18 protein-coding genes are annotated in these 16,674 nt (G+C 33.4%); 13 read left to right on the top strand and 5 right to left on the bottom strand.

Annotation, left to right across the window (positions count from 1 at the left end):
• Window positions 1–230 precede the first annotated feature (230 nt).
• The 3 genes from IC221_RS08820 to IC221_RS29890 all read right to left on the bottom strand — a co-directional run bounded on the left by IC221_RS08820 (window position 231) and on the right by IC221_RS29890 (window position 1,012).
• Window positions 231–560 (bottom strand): type II toxin-antitoxin system RelE/ParE family toxin, encoded by a 330-nt coding sequence (locus IC221_RS08820; protein WP_188168615.1) that lies wholly within the window; start codon window positions 558–560, stop codon window positions 231–233.
• Entirely contained in the window at window positions 550–762 is a 213-nt protein-coding gene (locus tag IC221_RS08815) for a hypothetical protein (protein ID WP_188168614.1), read from the bottom strand. The genes IC221_RS08820 and IC221_RS08815 overlap by 11 nt, the downstream gene beginning before the upstream one ends.
• Window positions 763–922: 160 nt before the next feature.
• Window positions 923–1,012: a type II toxin-antitoxin system RelE/ParE family toxin gene (locus IC221_RS29890; protein ID WP_188168613.1), complete on the bottom strand. Its 90-nt coding sequence runs from the start codon at window positions 1,010–1,012 to the stop codon at window positions 923–925.
• A gap of 268 nt (window positions 1,013–1,280) precedes the next feature.
• Here IC221_RS29890 and IC221_RS08805 point away from each other — a divergent pair, with 268 nt between their 5' ends.
• The 8 genes from IC221_RS08805 to IC221_RS08770 all read left to right on the top strand — a co-directional run bounded on the left by IC221_RS08805 (window position 1,281) and on the right by IC221_RS08770 (window position 9,055).
• Window positions 1,281–1,934: an RHS repeat domain-containing protein gene (locus tag IC221_RS08805; protein ID WP_188168612.1), complete on the top strand. Its 654-nt coding sequence runs from the start codon at window positions 1,281–1,283 to the stop codon at window positions 1,932–1,934.
• A gap of 34 nt (window positions 1,935–1,968) precedes the next feature.
• Entirely contained in the window at window positions 1,969–2,505 is a 537-nt protein-coding gene (locus IC221_RS08800; RefSeq protein WP_188168611.1) for a hypothetical protein, read from the top strand.
• 119 nt (window positions 2,506–2,624) lie between these two features.
• On the top strand, window positions 2,625–3,179 hold the full coding sequence (locus tag IC221_RS08795; RefSeq protein ID WP_188168610.1) for a hypothetical protein: 555 nt from the start codon (window positions 2,625–2,627) through the stop codon (window positions 3,177–3,179).
• Window positions 3,180–3,377: 198 nt separating this feature from the next.
• Entirely contained in the window at window positions 3,378–4,250 is an 873-nt protein-coding gene (locus tag IC221_RS08790; protein WP_188168609.1) for an Rpn family recombination-promoting nuclease/putative transposase, read from the top strand.
• Between the two features lie 581 nt (window positions 4,251–4,831).
• Window positions 4,832–5,713: a hypothetical protein gene (locus IC221_RS08785; RefSeq protein WP_188168608.1), complete on the top strand. Its 882-nt coding sequence runs from the start codon at window positions 4,832–4,834 to the stop codon at window positions 5,711–5,713.
• A gap of 147 nt (window positions 5,714–5,860) precedes the next feature.
• Window positions 5,861–6,745, top strand: coding sequence for an Rpn family recombination-promoting nuclease/putative transposase (locus tag IC221_RS08780; protein WP_188168607.1), 885 nt, complete (start codon window positions 5,861–5,863; stop codon window positions 6,743–6,745).
• A gap of 217 nt (window positions 6,746–6,962) precedes the next feature.
• A complete protein-coding gene (locus IC221_RS08775) occupies window positions 6,963–8,156 on the top strand; it encodes an RHS repeat domain-containing protein (RefSeq protein WP_188168606.1) in 1,194 nt (397 codons plus the stop codon).
• Window positions 8,156–9,055, top strand: coding sequence for a hypothetical protein (locus IC221_RS08770; protein WP_188168605.1), 900 nt, complete (start codon window positions 8,156–8,158; stop codon window positions 9,053–9,055). The genes IC221_RS08775 and IC221_RS08770 overlap by 1 nt, the downstream gene beginning before the upstream one ends.
• 143 nt (window positions 9,056–9,198) lie before the next feature.
• Here the strand turns inward: IC221_RS08770 and IC221_RS29535 are convergent, their stop codons facing one another.
• A complete protein-coding gene (locus IC221_RS29535; RefSeq protein WP_223241332.1) occupies window positions 9,199–9,315 on the bottom strand; it encodes a type II toxin-antitoxin system RelE/ParE family toxin in 117 nt (38 codons plus the stop codon).
• Between the two features lie 210 nt (window positions 9,316–9,525).
• Here IC221_RS29535 and IC221_RS08760 point away from each other — a divergent pair, with 210 nt between their 5' ends.
• The gene (locus tag IC221_RS08760; RefSeq protein WP_188168604.1) at window positions 9,526–10,410 is read left to right on the top strand and encodes an Rpn family recombination-promoting nuclease/putative transposase; all 885 of its coding nucleotides are present in this window, start codon (window positions 9,526–9,528) and stop codon (window positions 10,408–10,410) included.
• Between the two features lie 444 nt (window positions 10,411–10,854).
• Here the strand turns inward: IC221_RS08760 and IC221_RS08755 are convergent, their stop codons facing one another.
• A complete protein-coding gene (locus tag IC221_RS08755; protein ID WP_188168603.1) occupies window positions 10,855–12,270 on the bottom strand; it encodes a hypothetical protein in 1,416 nt (471 codons plus the stop codon).
• Between the two features lie 480 nt (window positions 12,271–12,750).
• Here IC221_RS08755 and tdh point away from each other — a divergent pair, with 480 nt between their 5' ends.
• The 4 genes from tdh (at window position 12,751) to IC221_RS08735 (ending at window position 16,673) form a co-directional block, all read left to right on the top strand.
• Window positions 12,751–13,773, top strand: a complete 1,023-nt coding sequence (gene tdh, locus IC221_RS08750; RefSeq protein WP_188168602.1) for an L-threonine 3-dehydrogenase — start codon at window positions 12,751–12,753, stop codon at window positions 13,771–13,773.
• A 47-nt stretch (window positions 13,774–13,820) separates the two neighbouring features.
• Window positions 13,821–15,008 (top strand): glycine C-acetyltransferase, encoded by a 1,188-nt coding sequence (gene kbl, locus IC221_RS08745; RefSeq protein ID WP_188168601.1) that lies wholly within the window; start codon window positions 13,821–13,823, stop codon window positions 15,006–15,008.
• Between the two features lie 322 nt (window positions 15,009–15,330).
• Window positions 15,331–16,059 carry a hypothetical protein gene (locus IC221_RS08740; RefSeq protein WP_188168600.1) on the top strand — a complete coding sequence of 243 codons (729 nt, stop codon included), beginning with the start codon at window positions 15,331–15,333 and terminating at the stop codon, window positions 16,057–16,059.
• Between the two features lie 194 nt (window positions 16,060–16,253).
• Window positions 16,254–16,673: a hypothetical protein gene (locus tag IC221_RS08735; RefSeq protein ID WP_188168599.1), complete on the top strand. Its 420-nt coding sequence runs from the start codon at window positions 16,254–16,256 to the stop codon at window positions 16,671–16,673.
• The last annotated feature ends 1 nt before the right edge of the window (window position 16,674 follow it).

The following is a 16,674-nucleotide window of genomic DNA, read 5'->3' as shown; positions in this document are numbered from 1 at the left end:
TTTAAATTCTGAGGTGAATTTTCTTTTACTTTTCATAATACTGCAATTTACTTAATTATTAATTTTGATTGCAGTCCATTTTGATGGGGTAACTATAGTAACTATAGCTTAACTATTACGGAAGTAGAGGAGTTAATCAAAAAGTAGTATTCTACTATTTAAAGTATGAAGCCGAGGCGTTACTTATAACTACAATATAACAAACTCCATAAGCTACAAACTTATAGGGTTTACTCTGCCAATAAATCAATCAGCAATTTCAAATCTTTTTCACTAATAGTAGCCTGTTCAGATTTATCATAAATATCCAATAAGAAGACAGTTTCATTGATAATTCTAACATAAGTAATAAGTCTGGCGCCACCAGATTTCCCTTTTCCTTTGGAAGAGATTGCCATTCTGATTTTATAGCATTCCTTCCCGAGAGGGGTTCCCAAAGTAGGGTTTTCAGAAAGTTCATCAATTATTTTAAGCAAATCAGCTTTCAAAGATTTATGTTTCTTAACTAACTTTTTAAGTTTTCTACCGAAGGGTTCAGTAGCAATAATCTTATAATTCATCTAAAAGGTCTTTGGCTGATTTTAGAGGTTTTTTCCCTTCCTCATATAGCTTTACATCATTGAATGCTTCGGTAAGGTCTTGTATGGCTTTACTTTTTTCTTCATCCTTAATTTCTTTAAGAATGTTGATATAGTCCAAGCTCTTTAATAATTCCATGAAAAATGGAACTCTGTTGTCGTCAATATCTAATATTACTTTCATAAGTATCGCTCTTTTGTTTATCAAATATACGATTTAATCCTCAGATCAGTTTTAATCTTATAAAGATAGATTGCTACAAGTTAGCATTTTGAAACATTCCAATTTAAAACATCAAACCCCATACGCTACAAACTTGTGAGGTTTACTCATAAATCTCCTTTCAATGTCCAATATCGACAACATCAATGATTAATTCTTTATCACTAATTTCATAGATGATACGATAATTTGCGACTCTAATTTTGTGCATCCATCAAAAGCCCATGAATTAATTCATGGGTTTTTGATGGAGCGATTCAAGATAAATTATACAACATCCTGACAGAAGGAAATATTGCTTCCCCCCTACTGTTCTAAGTTTACTTTCTGTTTTAAGCCGTAAGGCGTTACTTAGAACTATTGAATTGAATAAGTTTGTAACTTATCACAACATAATAAGCCAATTTATCCCGGTATATGTTGGATTGTTTCATCTTACAATTTGCTTTTAATATATTCGTGATGCTAGTGGCAACACCATGGGTATTATTCGCAATGCTCAACTTTCTGAAATCCCAATCTACGGTAGTTCCCGCTTAGGGCAGTACCAAGCGAATGGGAAGGAAGATCTTTTTGCAATCCGCAGTGGGCAACGCAGATATGAATTCAGTAATCACCTCGGCAACGTCCTTGTGACCCTCAATGATGCTGGCAACGTTCTTTCTTATAGTGATTACTACCCCTTTGGCCTTACCATGGAAGACCGAAGCTGGAGTGGTGTAGAAGGTGGAAAAGAGTACCGTTATGGGTTCAGTGGTCATGAGAAGGACGATGACTTAAAAGGTTCACGAAGCACTTATGATATGGGGGCAAGGTTGTATAATCCTAGTATTGGCAGGACACCATCTATTGATCCAAAATTTCAGCTCTTTCCTTCTATCTCTCCTTATTCATATGCGGGGAATAACCCGTTATACTATATTGATCCAGACGGAGCTGTTATTGAACCTTATCATAAATCTTGGGGTTATGGATGGTTTTCATGGATAACCTATCCGAATTTTTTGGGTGGCGTAACAGGTTCTCATGGAGAGACTTTTCATAAAGTAAAAACGAAAATGGTTGGAGCATCAGATATTTTTAGAAAGGTGTATGATCAGTTAGAAAACTCAACAAACCATTTCCGTTACTGAAACAAATATAACTCAGGGAGGAATAAAGGGAGCTATGAATAAGCATAACCCGGAAGATAATGGGAACTTTAACCGAGGTCATGCAGGTACTTCAGAAGATCCTTTTGTGATAAATTTCAATTATGAGATGTTAAAAGGAATATCAGGGCATAAAAATATCTCTACAATTTTCGAAGAAACGTTTCATGCTGGACAAACTGATTTCTATGGTTTAACAAATTGGCCTAGTGGGATAGATATTGAAGTAAAAGCAAAAGTTGTCAAAGCTATTGAAGGATTTAGTAATGACTTTAGATATGAAGGTTTTGATAAATTTAAAACAGCATTGAAAGAGGGAACAGTGTCAAATGATCAGATGATCAAATTTGAACTTAAAGTATATGAGTATGCAAAAAAGAAGGTTTCAAAAATCTATGTAAAATATAAGATGGATAAAGGTATGTCTAAAGAGGATGCAGAAAGATCTTATGGGATAAAAGCATTTAAAGGTAACTTTAAATATGCTGAAAAATTATACGGTACGAAATTTCAATCAGAGGGAGCTGAAGTAACTTCTCCTAAAAATAGATGAAAAATTTAATGAAATATTTAATATTATTTTTAGGAGTAGGTGTACTTATTTGTTGTCAAAATAACAAAGTATGTGAATGCCCAAAATATGATAAAGCTTATACATGCGTCCCACCTATAATGAATGTTGATTCAGAGTACATGTTTGGAGAAACGGTTGAGTATTTTGTTTGGAAAAAGTATGGTATTATTCCTGTTAGAGAAATAGAAATGAGTAGAGAGGATTCTTGCTACTATCAGTTTCTTAGAGAATATTTAATTGAGAGTAAGGGAGAGGCATTATTAGACTCTGTTAGGTCTGTAGTTGATGATCGAACTTCAAATACATCTTTGTTAGCAGGATTAAAGTACGATGATGGAGCATATAGTTTTTTATTGAATGCTAGACCAATCAATGGATCTGGTGCAAGTATTCTTAATGAGGGGGATTATAATGCCTTAAAGGAATCTATTAGTAGCCTTTTACAGAAAAAGACTAAAAGTAAAGGAGAATTATCATTTTGGATTACAATTAATAAAAGTGGGCAACTAGATTCAGTAGAGGTGATGAATGCCATTTGTATAGATGGTTTGCAAAAAATATTAACAAATAGACTTAATAAGATTACTTGGATTCCAGCCATCTATAATGATTCTCCGGTTAATTACAGATATAAAGAAACAACTACTTTTTGATAGTATTTAATCGTTCCTCTCCCCCCCACTGTTCGTAGTGTTAAGCGTCAGCGTCACTGCGAACTTTCCTTTTGAATAAGTTTGTAACTTATCACAACAAAACACCCTCCCACAAGCCAAAAACCTTGTGGGGGGTTCTATATCCCCTCAATCCAAACCAAAAAATCACTATCTTTACCCCATAAACGAACAACAGTTATGTGCACTTCACGTTATATCAATCCCTTTACGGATTTCGGGTTTAAGAAAATATTTGGAGAAGAAGCCAATAAAGATGTTTTGATTGATTTCTTGAATTCGGTATTGCCAGCCGAAGATCAGATCTATGATTTGACGTATAAATCGACGGAGCATTTACCTAAAAATGATACAGACCGTAAAGCCATTTATGATTTATATTGTGAAAACGATCAGGGCGAAAAGTTTATCGTGGAGTTACAACGTGCCGAACAAACACATTTTAAAGATCGTACGATTTATTATTCAAGTTTCCCCATTCAAGAACAAGCCAAGCGTGGAAAAGGATGGGATTATGAATTAAAAGCAGTATACGTGATTTCCATCATGGACTTTATTTTTGATGACACCGAAGAAGATTTCCATCATATTGTACAGCTTAAGAATCAAAAAAATACGGTCTTTTATGATAAACTGAAATTTGTGTATTTAGAATTGCCAAAATTTAGAAAGCAGGAGAAAGACTTGCAAACCAACTTTGACAAATGGCTTTACCTGTTGAATAATATCACCACATTTGAGCAAATGCCATCGGTGTTAAAGGAGCATATTTTTAGAAAAGTGCTGAAATTGGCAGAGTATACAGCCCTTCCAAAAGCCGATCAGGAATTGTATGATGAAGATTTAAAACGTTTCCGTGATTATGTAAATACTTTGGATACGAGAGAGGAGAAAGGAAGAAGAGAAGGTAGAGAAGAAGGTATAGAGATAGGTGAAAAGAAAGCTAAGATTGAAACAGCTAAAAATTTACTTTCTATGAATTTAACCGTTGAGCAAGTCGCGAAAGGTACAGGCTTAACTATTGCGGAAGTAGAGGAGTTAATCAAAGAATAGTATTCTATTAATCAAATTATCAAGCCTTAAGACATTACTTAGAACCATCCAATTGTATAAGTTTGTAACTTATTCCAACAAACCAATTCAAACTATTAGGATGATTTTTAGTTGAGAGTTTTGACATAGCATTTAGTTATCGCAATGATAACCTAATTGTCGTCAGACAAAATAATTTATCCAAACGTTGTATATTCGTGATGCCAGTGGCAACACAATGGGTGTTATCTGCAAACTTTCCGAAATCCCAATCTACGGTAGTTCCCGCTTAGGACGGTACCAAGCGAATGGGAAGGAAGATCTCTTTGCGATCCGCAGTGGACAACGCCGATACGAATTCAGTAATCACCTCGGTAACGTCCTTGTGACCCTCAATGATGCTGGCAACGTTCTTTCTTATAGTGATTACTAATAAGGGTTCGATTAAGTACAAAAAAAAAGCATATAGTACAGCTGATTTTCAGATGAATTTAGAACGTAAAAAAATCTGATGTTACATGGGATTTTATTGATAATCTTAAACAAAGTGAGAAAAGTGCTCATAGAGCTGATATGCATATAAATATAGATCCTGACAAATAATGAAAAACTATTCAATAACAATTTATCTTACAAAAATTATCAACAATAAGTTTGATATCAATTCAGATAGCTATTTTAGGTCTCTTTTCGTTGTCCCTGATGAAAATATATGCGTGCCTTGTATAAGCAGTATCTATAATATTTCAAATTATGTTGAAAAAATGAAATCAGATCCTTTACAAAGTTGTAGATTTCAATCAGGAACTATTATTTCTACATCGGAATTGGTTAATATAAATGAACTAGAAAATTTCTTTCAAAAATTTCTAGTTCAAATAAAAGGTCAATTTAGCTGGCATATAGCTATTAGTATATCTAAGTTAATGCGAGATTTAGATGGAGGAGCATGGGGGTATGGTCTGGAGGATTTGACAAGATCAACTTCGTTTATAAATTCTTATCATCTAGAAATGTCGATGCTTAATCATAATATTGCTTTAGAATCAGATGTCTATTGGGAAAATATCAATACAAACTTTTACCCTTTTGACAGCTATCATGTAAAGGATAATTATTTTAAGGCTGTTGTTAGAATTACAATCACATTAAATGATAATAGCTATTACTTTTTCTATTTAATCGTGTCTACTGTTGATGCATTAAAAGACCTTTTTTATGTAGATAAAAGTATCTCACAAAGATTATTTATAGCTCCTTCACATATTGTCATGAAGAATAATGATTTTAATGAAGTCAAAGAAATAATTGAATCGACTTTAGATTTTCATGCTTTTGATAAGTCTAATCTTTTAATGAACTTGCGTACTAAGTTTGATTATGACAAGAGGGAATTAAATTTAAATAATAAGTGTGTTAATGAAGAAGATTTGATAACTTTTGATGGTAATGTTAAAATCAAACTTTCTAACTCGAATGAATAAGTTTGTAACCCCTCATTTTCGATGTATTCAGTCTACAGGCGTCAATACGAACTTTCCCACAGTTTAAGTTTATAACTTACTAACTTTTCTTATCCCCAAATCCAAACAAAAAAATCACTATCTTTACCTCATAAACGAACTTCAGTTATGTGCACTCCACACTATATCGATCCATTAACAAATTTCGGATTTAAGAAAATATTTGGAGAAGAAGCCAATAAAGATATTCTGATTGATTTCTTGAATTCGGTGTTGCCAGCCGAAGATCAGATCTATGATTTGACGTATAAATCGACGGAGCATTTACCCAAGAATGACACGGATCGCAAAGCCATTTATGATTTATATTGTGAAAATGATCAAGGCGAAAAGTTTATCGTGGAGTTGCAGCGTGCCGAACAAACACATTTTAAAGATCGTACGATTTATTATTCAAGTTTCCCGATTCAAGAACAAGCCAAGCGTGGAAAAGGATGGGATTATGAATTAAAAGCAGTCTACGTGATTTCCATCATGGACTTTATTTTTGATGACACCGAAGAAGATTTCCATCATATCGTACAGCTGAAAAATCAAAAAAATAAGGTGTTCTATGATAAACTGAAGTTTGTGTATTTAGAACTACCAAAATTCAGAAAGCAGGAGAAAGACTTGGAAACCAACTTTGACAAATGGCTTTACCTTTTAAATAATATCACCACATTTGAGCAAATGCCATCGGTGTTAAAGGAGCATATTTTTAGAAAAGTGCTGAAACTGGCAGAGTATACAGCCCTTCCAAAAGTGGATCAAGAATTGTATGATGAAGATTTAAAACGTTTTCGTGATTATGTTAATACTTTGGATACTAGAGAGGCAAAAGGAAGGGAAAAAGGTAGAGAAGAGGGCAAAGAAGAAGGTATAGAGATAGGCGAAAAGAAAGCTAAGATTGAAACAGCTAAAAATTTACTTTCTATGAATTTAACCGTTGAGCAAGTCGCGAAAGGTACAGGCTTAACTATTGCTGAAATAGAGGAGTTAATCAAAGAATAGTATTCTATTAATCAAAGTATCAAGTCGTAAGGCGTTACTTAGAACCATCCAATTGTATAAGTTTGTAACTTATTCCAACAAACCAATTCAAGCTATTAGGATGAATTTTAGTTGAGAGTTTTGACATAGCATTTAGTTATCGCAATGATAACCTAATTGTCGTCAGACAAAATAATTTACCCAAACGTTGTATATTCGTGATGCCAGTGGCAACACCATGGGTATTATTCGCAATGCTCAACTTTCTGAAATTCCAATCTACGGTAGTTCCCGCTTAGGGCAGTACCAAGCCAATGGGAAGGAAGATCTTTTTGCGATCCGTAGTGGGCAACGCCTATACGAATTCAGTAATCACCTCGGCAACGTCCTTGTGACCCTCAATGATGCTGGCAACGTTCTTTCTTATAGTGATTACTACCCCTTTGGCCTTACCATGGAAAACCGAAGCTGGAGTGGTGTAGAAGGTGGAAAAGAGTACCGTTATGGGTTTAATGGCAAGGAAAACGATACGGATTTAAGCAGTTCTCAACTGATTCAGGATTATGGCTTTAGGGTTTATAATCCGGTGATTGGGAAGTTCTTGAGTGTGGATCCTATTGCTCAAGAAATGCCATGGTTATCTCCTTACAACTTTGCTGAAAACAAGCCAGTTTGGGGTATTGATAGTGATGGTTTAAAATTTAATCCTAGTAATAATCCATACAGATTATATAGACCTATCCCAGGTGTGTCAATTCCTATTGTCTCGTTTAGAATTCGACCACCAAAATATTCAACTGGTAGAGGTGTTCCAGAACCAACCTTTTATACAGGTTCAGCATATAATCAAAGTCCTTTACAGTTTTACTACTATATACAGTGGTCTCTTTATTCAGATGACAGAAAATGGGAAATATATAATGATTTTAAGAAATTAGAGAATATTTCTGATTCCCAACCTTCGTCATTTATAGAAGAAGCCTCACGAGAATTAAGGGAGAAAAAAGAATTTAAGTATCTTGAAGATAAAGCATTTGCTGGTGAGGAGCTTGAAGGCTGGGAAATTGAAAGACTTTTAGATTTGGGAAGTAAATTTGGTTTAAATGCAGATTTGGAACAATATTTAAAAGAACAAAACCCTGAAAAAGTACATGGAAATAGTTTAGATGATCCAAGACCGACTTATAAATATACATTAGTAGACCCTAATGGAAAAAAATACCATGGTATTGGAACAGGAGATAGATGGAAGACTTCGATTCGAGAAAAAGAAAAAGAGCATGGAATAACATTTACATTAGATGGAATGCCTAAGTGGTTTAATAATAGGAGAGATGCTGCAAAAGCTGAGGCTGAAGCAATATTAGAAGACGAAATGAATGGAGACCCTAATTATAATAGAAACAATGGACATAGAAAAATTTTAGAATAATGGAAATTCAAAATAAATATAATCCAGAAGATAAAGAATATCAATATTATTTTGATGGAAATAATATTGAAGAATCAATTTATCACTTTAATAAAAATAAAATAAAAAATGTGATACTTAGTCCAAATTATGGATTTAAAGAAGATACTTTTGAGATATCATTATTATTAAAATTGAAGTATATGGAAAAACTTTATATTCCAATTTTTGATACTTCAAATATTGAAGCTATTGGTAAGCTCATTCATTTAAAAGAATTAAGGATTCATACTTTTTCTAAAAAACAGAAGATTAATTTATCTCCTTTAACCAACTTAAAAAAATTTAAATTATCCTGTTACTATACCACAAAAATTATAGGATTAGAAAATTTAATAAATCTTGAAGAATTAACATTATATAATACAAAATCAGACATTTTAAATGAGCAAACCTTTTATTATTTAACTAAACTCAAAAGAATAGAATTAGTTAGACCAAAATTTGAAAATACTAAATTTTTGTCAAAATTAAACAAATTACAGTGTATCTATTTTCATCAAGTTGCTTCAAAATCACCTATTGATATTGGTGATTTCTGCAGTTCAAAAAATACTTTAATTCATTTAAAACTTCAACTTTGTAGAAATATAGTTGGTTTTGAGAGTCTAAAAGAATTGAAACAACTTATCAGATTACAAATTATAGATAGTTCTGTTGTACCATCGGCTTATTTTGTAAAAGAATTACCTAATTTAACCACATTGACCGTGATAAGAAAATCTTATTTTGAAGATGGTAACTTAGATGATCTTAGGAATATAGAATATGTAATAGTTGATAATAAGAAACATTATAATATCAAGGCAAAAGAATTAAAGGCAGATCATTTCCCCCCACCTATTCCTTGTTGTCAGTAAAACATCTTAATAAGATGTAATTTCCAACGCCCCACTGTTCGTAAAGTTAAGAGCTAGCGTCACTACGAACTATACCATTGTTTAAGTTTCCGAACTTAAAACAACAAAACACAAAACCTCACAAGTTTTTTACCTTGTGAGGTTTATTCATAAATATCCTTTCGATGTCCAATATCAACCACATCAATGATTAATTCTTTATCCATAATTTCATAGATGATACGATAATTTATCCACTCTAATTTTGTGCTTCTATCCAAAGCCCATGAATTAATTCATGGGTTTTGGATAGAGCGATTCAAGATAAATTATACAACATCCTGACTGAAAGAAATATTGCATCTCAATGAGAATGTAACACCCTATATGAGCAAGAATCAATGTATATAGTAAGGTTGAAGCGTTTGATATTATTTCCCCAAATCCAAACCAAAAAATCACTATCTTTACCCCATAAACGAACAACAGTTATGTGCACTTCACGTTATATCAATCCTTTTACGGATTTCGGATTTAAGAAAATATTTGGAGAAGAAGCGAATAAAGATATTCTCATTGATTTTTTGAATTCGGTATTGCCAGCCGAAGATCAGATCTATGATTTGACGTATAAATCGACGGAGCATTTACCTAAAAATGATACAGACCGTAAAGCCATTTATGATTTATATTGTGAAAACGATCAGGGCGAAAAGTTTATCGTGGAGTTGCAACGTGCCGAACAAACACATTTTAAAGATCGTACGATTTATTATTCAAGTTTCCCGATTCAAGAACAAGCCAAGCGTGGAAAAGGATGGGATTATGAATTAAAAGCAGTCTACGTGATTTCCATCATGGATTTTATCTTTGATGAAACCGAAGAAGATTTCCATCATATCGTCCAGCTTAAGAATCAAAAAAATAAGGTCTTCTATGATAAACTGAAGTTTGTGTATTTAGAACTACCAAAATTCAGAAAGCAGGAGAAAGACTTGAAAACCAACTTTGACAAATGGCTTTACCTCTTAAATAATATCACCACATTTGAGCAAATGCCATCGGTGTTAAAGGAGCATATTTTTAGAAAAGTGTTGAAATTGGCAGAGTATACAGCCCTTCCAAAAGCCGATCAAGAATTGTATGACGAAGATTTAAAGCGTTTCCGTGATTATGTAAATACTTTGGATACGAGAGAGGAGAAAGGAAGAAGAGAAGGTAGAGAAGAAGGTAGAGAGATAGGAGAGAAACTAGGTGAAAAGAAAAAAGCTATTGAGAATGCTAAATCAATGCTTCAAGATGGATTAAGTATAGAAAAAGTAGCATTGTATTCAGGTCTAACTATTGACGAAGTAAAGAAGTTAATCAAGAAATAATACCCACTGTCCCAGATTAATAAGTGCTAGGATTATGGTTTGACTTAACATTTCAAGAGGAGAACTTAAGCCATTGTTATCTTTCTTAAGAGACGAAGAGTGATCACACACTATTCTAAGTATCAAACCTTAATGTGTTACATAGAACTATCAAATTGAATATAGTTTGAGGTTGACTAAAATTCCCAAAGAATCAACTCGTTTTGTAGTATTACACTTTACTATTAAAAATACCCTCAACACTCAAAGAGCGAAGAGGGTGATCAAAAATTACTTGTTTACTACATTACTTTAAATACTAAGACAAAATTATATACCACTAATTCTGTTTATTATTTTGCGATTACTTCCTTCAAAAAACACTAAATAGAACCACTATTCATACGTTTTTTAGCGTTGTACTCCCAAAAAATAAATAAGAATTAGTTATTTTTGACTTAGTACTTATGATCTTATTCCTAAACCAAAATGATAAAGGTTAAGACTTTCACTACCATCGGTAATTTTAAATGAAACTGATTGTATTAAATCATCCATACGAATCGTTTGTCCATTTTTATAAAGAGTAATAGAGAGGTTGTTTTGAGAGGACTTAAACTCTCTTCCTTCTACTTTTATACTAAATTTGTTACCAGATTCACTATTGAAACTTACTTTGTTTTCTTTATTGTCTTCCAGTTCATTTTCCAGTGTGATGAAAATTTCAATATTGGCTTCACCTCTGTTTTTGAAATGTAAAAGGCGTTCATTCCCATTGTTTTCAACTTCAAATTCCAAAACATTCCCATCAATTACACCTATCGCATTAGGCATTTCTTTTGTGAGGATATTTGAATATTCACCACTAATTGCACTTCCAACTTTTAAATGTGCCCTTCCGTAAAGTGTACTACCTAAGGCATCGGCCGTTTTAAAGTAACCGTAAGGAGGGTCACCAATGGTGATTTTTTGAGTATCAGATATTGTTGCATTGATCTCAAAATCTTGTTTTGTAGAAACCTCTGAAACCACTTTTAGATCATTACCATGAGTAGTTGCCAAGATGATTTGCTCAGGATTTTGAGGTTCAAATTCTAGGGTGAAATAATTGGGGCCTCCACCAGTAGTTCTATAATTAAATTTATCCATTTCAATCAAAGGCATGGAATGAGTAGTAAGTACCGATGCTTCAGAAGCACTTACATTTTGGTTGATTTCACTCGGAATCACTCTGTAATAGTACTGAGTATTGGGTGTTAGGTTTGTTGCATTTGCTCCGTAATAGGAAGAGTAACGGAAGGTCATGCTATTTGAAAATGATCCCTCTTTAGAAACTTCGAGTTCAATATCTAATTCATTGTTGGGGTCAAATCCTTCTGGGAAATCAAGATTGAAAGAGGCAAAAGAGATTTGATCTTCGCTTACTTTTGTGGTAGGAATGGCTGGTTTTGTTTTATCCTCTATGATAAAGTTCACCATGGAATAATCAGAAGTACTCGTTGACTTTCCGGTTTTAGTATCGATGATTTCTGCTCTCACTCTGAAATGATATCGATGATTAAAAGGGACATTTTTAAACATGACTTTCCCTTTACTGATATCACTTTCTGCACTATCAATTTCGATGGGAGATTCTGCCCTTTTTTTATCCATTTGATCAAAAATGACATCTGTATATTCTTGGTCCATCGCTAATTGGAAAGTATAACTTTCAGCTGAACGAATAGTCCATGTGAATGTCGCCTTTTGATCAATGAGTTCAACATTTAAATTTTCAGGGGTCTGAGCATTAATGGGAGTGACTTTATCTTCTTCCTTTGTGCAGGAGAAAAACGTTGTTGTCAATACGATTGTAAATAGTAAAATAATATTGTGTTTCATATCGATTTATTTGTGATTGATAACTATACAAACGCCCTTTGCGATGTTGTACTTTCCCTCAATACCATTTTTGATTTCCCCTAATACCGTTTCATTGCATTTTAGAAAAAGAGGAGTGCTGGAAAAATATGGAAAACGGAATAATCATCTGAATTGAAGAATATTTTACCGATAATCAGAATTTTATATAAGTATTTTTATTTTTTATCTAAAAATATGTTCTTTTAAGGTTTTAGTGAATTTTGATAGATTATTTTAGAATTGAATATGTTTTTAGGGTAATATTTTGTGATACTTTACTTGTGTTTATTTTATATAAAGAGGTACTCAACCGGTATAATAGTGTAAATATTCTTAATGCGAAATCAACCTTTAGTTTATATAATGAAAAATGATAATTTTGATTTCTAGTTATGAAATAGGGATTATTTTATCCAACAATAAATTATACATACTACCATACATAAATATAATATAACCATGAAAGCACTTGTAAAATCTAAAGCCGAAAAAGGCTTGTGGATGGAAGATGTTGCCATTCCTGAAGTAGGGCCCAATGATGTCCTTATCAAAGTATCGAAATCGTCTATTTGCGGTACAGATTTACATATCTATTTATGGGATGCTTGGGCACAACAAACAGTTCGTATAGGTCAGACTATTGGCCACGAATATGTGGGTCACGTGGCGGCATTTGGTAGTGAAGTAAAAGATTTTAAAGAAGGAGATCGAGTAACAGGTGAAGGGCATATTGCCTGTGGACGTTGTCGTAACTGTAGAAGAGGAAGACAACACATTTGTGAAACTACAATTGGTATTGGAGTGAACACTGATGGCTCTTTTGCGGAGTATGTAAAAGTTCCGGGATCGAATGTGATGAAAATCAATGAGCAAATTCCAGATGAGATTGTTTCCATCATGGACCCTCTTGGAAATGCAACGCACACTGCACTTTCATTTCCATTGATTGCCGAAGATGTATTAATTACAGGTTCAGGATTGATTGGCAGTATGGCTATTCAGGTGGCCCGTTTTGCAGGAGCAAGACACATTGTAGCTACCGAAATGAACGAATACCGTGCTGAATTAGCAAAGCAGATGGGTGCAACAAGAGTAGTAAACCCTGCAAAAGAAGACTTGAATGAAGTGATGAAAGAGTTGGGAATGAGTGGTTTCGATATCGGTTTAGAATGCTCAGGTTCTACCATCGCCTTCAATCAGTTGATTGATAATATGTACAACTCCGGAAAAGTATCTCTTCTAGGAATACTCCCTCAAACCGCACAAGTGGACTGGAATAAAATCATATTCAGAGGGCTGACGCTGAAAGGTATTTATGGTCGTGAGATGTATGAAACATGGTATCAAATGGAACAAATGTTACTTTCAGGGTTAGACGTTTCACCAATTATTACACACCGTTTTGGTATAGACGATTTCCAAAAAGGTTTTGATATTATGGAATCTGGTAATTGTGGTAAAGTGATTCTTAACTGGGATTAAGAAGAATATAGTACTTACAATGAAATAACGATATAAATCAAAAAATCATGAGCAAAAAAATATACGAAAGTCTTAAAGAGGACTTAAAACAAATTGAGGCAGATGGTCTTTATAAAAATGAAAGAATTATTACGTCACCTCAAGACGCAGAAATCACTTTAAATACGGGGCAAACTGTATTAAATTTCTGTGCCAATAATTACTTGGGACTATCGAATCACCCACGTTTGATTAAGGCTGCCAAAGACTCAATGGATACACATGGCTTTGGTATGTCATCTGTTCGATTTATTTGTGGAGCGACGGATTTGCATAAGAAATTAGAACAGAAAATTGCTGACTTCTTTGGAGCAGAAGATACCATTTTATACGCAGCTTGTTTTGATGCGAATGGTGGGGTTTTTGAACCGTTATTAACGGCTGAAGATGCTATTATTTCAGATACACTAAATCACGCTTCTATTATTGACGGCGTACGTTTATGTAAGGCGAAACGTTTTCGTTACGCAACAGCTGACATGGCAGATTTGGAGCAACAGTTAATTGCAGCTCAAGAACAACGCTACAGAATCATTGTTACAGATGGCGTCTTCTCTATGGATGGTCACGTGGCACCAATGGATAAGATTGTAGAGTTGGCTGATAAATACGATGCATTAGTGATGGTCGACGAATGTCACTCTGCTGGTGTGGTAGGCAAAACAGGTAGAGGTGTTACTGAACACTTTGATATCAGAGGTAAAGTAGATATTATCACGGGTACTTTAGGTAAAGCGTTTGGTGGTGCTATTGGTGGCTTTACTACAGGTAAAAAAGAGGTGATTGAAATGTTACGTCAACGCTCAAGACCTTACTTGTTCTCGAACTCTATTCCTCCATCAATAGCTGCGGCAGGGATTGAAATGTTTGAAATGATGGATACCACTGATGAATTGTCAGTGCGTTTACATGAGAACACGGCTTTCTTTAAAGAGCAAATGTTGGCCGCCGGTTTTGATATTAAGCCAACAGAATCTGCAATTTGTGCAGTGATGCTTTATAATGCTGAGCTGTCTCAACGTTTTGCAGAGAAACTTTTAGAGAAAGGTATTTATGTTATCGGGTTCTTCTTCCCAGTTGTTCCAAAAGAACAAGCTAGAATTAGAGTTCAACTTTCAGCAGCACATACGCGTGAGCATTTAGAAAAAGCTGTAAAAGCCTTTACAGAAGTAGGAAAGGAGTTAGGTGTTATCTAATCCGTTTTTAAATTCTTGTATAAAATATTAAAAGCTATAGGATATGGAAGAGCTTATCTTCCCTATTCTATAGCTTTTTTATTGAATTGTACTTTGATGGAAAAAGCGTGAAGAACTTCATGTAATGACAAGTATTTTGAAGTATAATAATTATTGCTAGAAATAAATTTTGAGTGTTCATTTTACAATTTTATTGAAGAATGCTTATTTTTATGGAGATTTTTTGAGACTACAATTTATTCATCTAACTAATTCATCTAAGGATCTTCCTAAAGATGAAAATTAGTAGACAGTGTACTTTACTACTTAACAAACAACATTTATGCGATATATTTATTTATTCATTTTTAGTTTAATCATTTTTTTATCCAATAGTTTATTTGCTCAAACCGATTATGTAAAAGGAGTTTTAAAAACAAATCACAGTACTTTAAAAGGGTATGTTAGAATATCAAAAAGTATTGGTCATGTGGTGAAAAGCAGATTTAATTCTTCTTCCAGCAACCGACAATCTATTAAAGACAAGGGGAATTATGTTTCAGCATCGGGATATCAAGGTAATGAAGTAAGTACTTCAGTGATTAGAACCTATTATTTTCCGGTGGAAGGTTTAGAACAAAATATCTATTTTACACGTGATTTAAGTGAGCCTTCTCAACGGTTACAATCTTATAGATGTAAGTCTTTTGAAGATGAAAGAGGCAATTATTATGAAGTAGTAAAAATACCGCTCCATACTACAACGGATAACACGACTAAAGATGCACCACAGAAAACAATCGCACTGATGGGGCTGAGAATTGAAACTGGAATTATCAATATCTATCAATTGCACTATCAAAAAAAAGAGGTATATGTTTTAAAAAGGGAAGAACGAGAAAAAGTTTTTACGACTAAAAAGAAAGAAATTGTTCCTTTATTAAGACGTTTTATGTACGATGATCCAGAGATGATTGAATTAGTAGAAGACGTGAAAAAATGGGATATTATTAAAGTCATGAATTTAGTGAGTTCTTATAATGCTCGAAATGTAAAAAACATTCAACAATAAATAGTTTTTGTTTAAGATTCACACTAGTGAACTTTCTAATTAACGCTAAACTATGATTTCATATTTAAGGTCATCAATTTTGATGGCCTTTTTCTTTTTTTACTTTTTTAATCTAAAAATTATACGAGTACCATTTGAACTTAAAAGCGAAAAAAAATGTATGTAAAAGTAGATAACCAAAAACTACTTTTAAAATGCGATTAAAAAAACACTACCACTGTAACTTTTGTGATTTTGATTTAGATGAATTTCCAATCATCAAAATAACAACTAACGTGCACGAACCTACTGTAGAAGACATTTATGGCTACCAGATCTTGAAAAAGGAAATTTTCAATCAAATTGACCAGGAAGTCGTCTTTATTTTTGATACGACTTCTGTCAAATGGATGGGTGCAGAGGCTAGAATAGCTTTAGGTGAAGGAGTGAAAGATAGTGAAAAACACTATTCTCATATTATAAAGAAGGCTTATATGGTCATTCCAAACTTAGTGGCTAATATACTTTTTAAGGGTGTCGTTTTAGTTTCCAATACTAAATTTAAATACTCTGTTCATAAAACGCTACAAGATGCACATACTACTGCTAAGGAAGAATTAAGTGTTTTGGTTTAAT

The sequence above is a fragment of the Flammeovirga sp. EKP202 genome (assembly GCF_014534745.1).
GTDB lineage: Bacteria > Bacteroidota > Bacteroidia > Cytophagales > Flammeovirgaceae > Flammeovirga.
The sequence above is the reverse complement of the archived record's forward strand: the minus strand, read 5'-3'. Positions and strand labels throughout refer to the sequence as shown.

Coding starts and splice junctions, on each gene's coding strand:
- IC221_RS08815 (WP_188168614.1), bottom strand. CDS start 762: ATGAAAGTAATATTAGATATTGACGACAACAGAGTTCCATTTTTCATG.
- IC221_RS29890 (WP_188168613.1), bottom strand. CDS start 1,012: ATGCACAAAATTAGAGTCGCAAATTATCGTATCATCTATGAAATTAGT.
- IC221_RS08795 (WP_188168610.1), top strand. CDS start 2,625: ATGAATGTTGATTCAGAGTACATGTTTGGAGAAACGGTTGAGTATTTT.
- IC221_RS08785 (WP_188168608.1), top strand. CDS start 4,832: ATGAAAAACTATTCAATAACAATTTATCTTACAAAAATTATCAACAAT.
- IC221_RS08755 (WP_188168603.1), bottom strand. CDS start 12,270: ATGAAACACAATATTATTTTACTATTTACAATCGTATTGACAACAACG.
- IC221_RS08735 (WP_188168599.1), top strand. CDS start 16,254: ATGCGATTAAAAAAACACTACCACTGTAACTTTTGTGATTTTGATTTA.
- IC221_RS08790 (WP_188168609.1), top strand. CDS start 3,378: ATGTGCACTTCACGTTATATCAATCCCTTTACGGATTTCGGGTTTAAG.
- IC221_RS08770 (WP_188168605.1), top strand. CDS start 8,156: ATGGAAATTCAAAATAAATATAATCCAGAAGATAAAGAATATCAATAT.
- IC221_RS08775 (WP_188168606.1), top strand. CDS start 6,963: ATGGGTATTATTCGCAATGCTCAACTTTCTGAAATTCCAATCTACGGT.
- IC221_RS08740 (WP_188168600.1), top strand. CDS start 15,331: ATGCGATATATTTATTTATTCATTTTTAGTTTAATCATTTTTTTATCC.
- IC221_RS08760 (WP_188168604.1), top strand. CDS start 9,526: ATGTGCACTTCACGTTATATCAATCCTTTTACGGATTTCGGATTTAAG.
- IC221_RS08800 (WP_188168611.1), top strand. CDS start 1,969: ATGAATAAGCATAACCCGGAAGATAATGGGAACTTTAACCGAGGTCAT.
- kbl (WP_188168601.1), top strand. CDS start 13,821: ATGAGCAAAAAAATATACGAAAGTCTTAAAGAGGACTTAAAACAAATT.
- tdh (WP_188168602.1), top strand. CDS start 12,751: ATGAAAGCACTTGTAAAATCTAAAGCCGAAAAAGGCTTGTGGATGGAA.
- IC221_RS08780 (WP_188168607.1), top strand. CDS start 5,861: ATGTGCACTCCACACTATATCGATCCATTAACAAATTTCGGATTTAAG.
- IC221_RS08805 (WP_188168612.1), top strand. CDS start 1,281: ATGGGTATTATTCGCAATGCTCAACTTTCTGAAATCCCAATCTACGGT.
- IC221_RS08820 (WP_188168615.1), bottom strand. CDS start 560: ATGAATTATAAGATTATTGCTACTGAACCCTTCGGTAGAAAACTTAAA.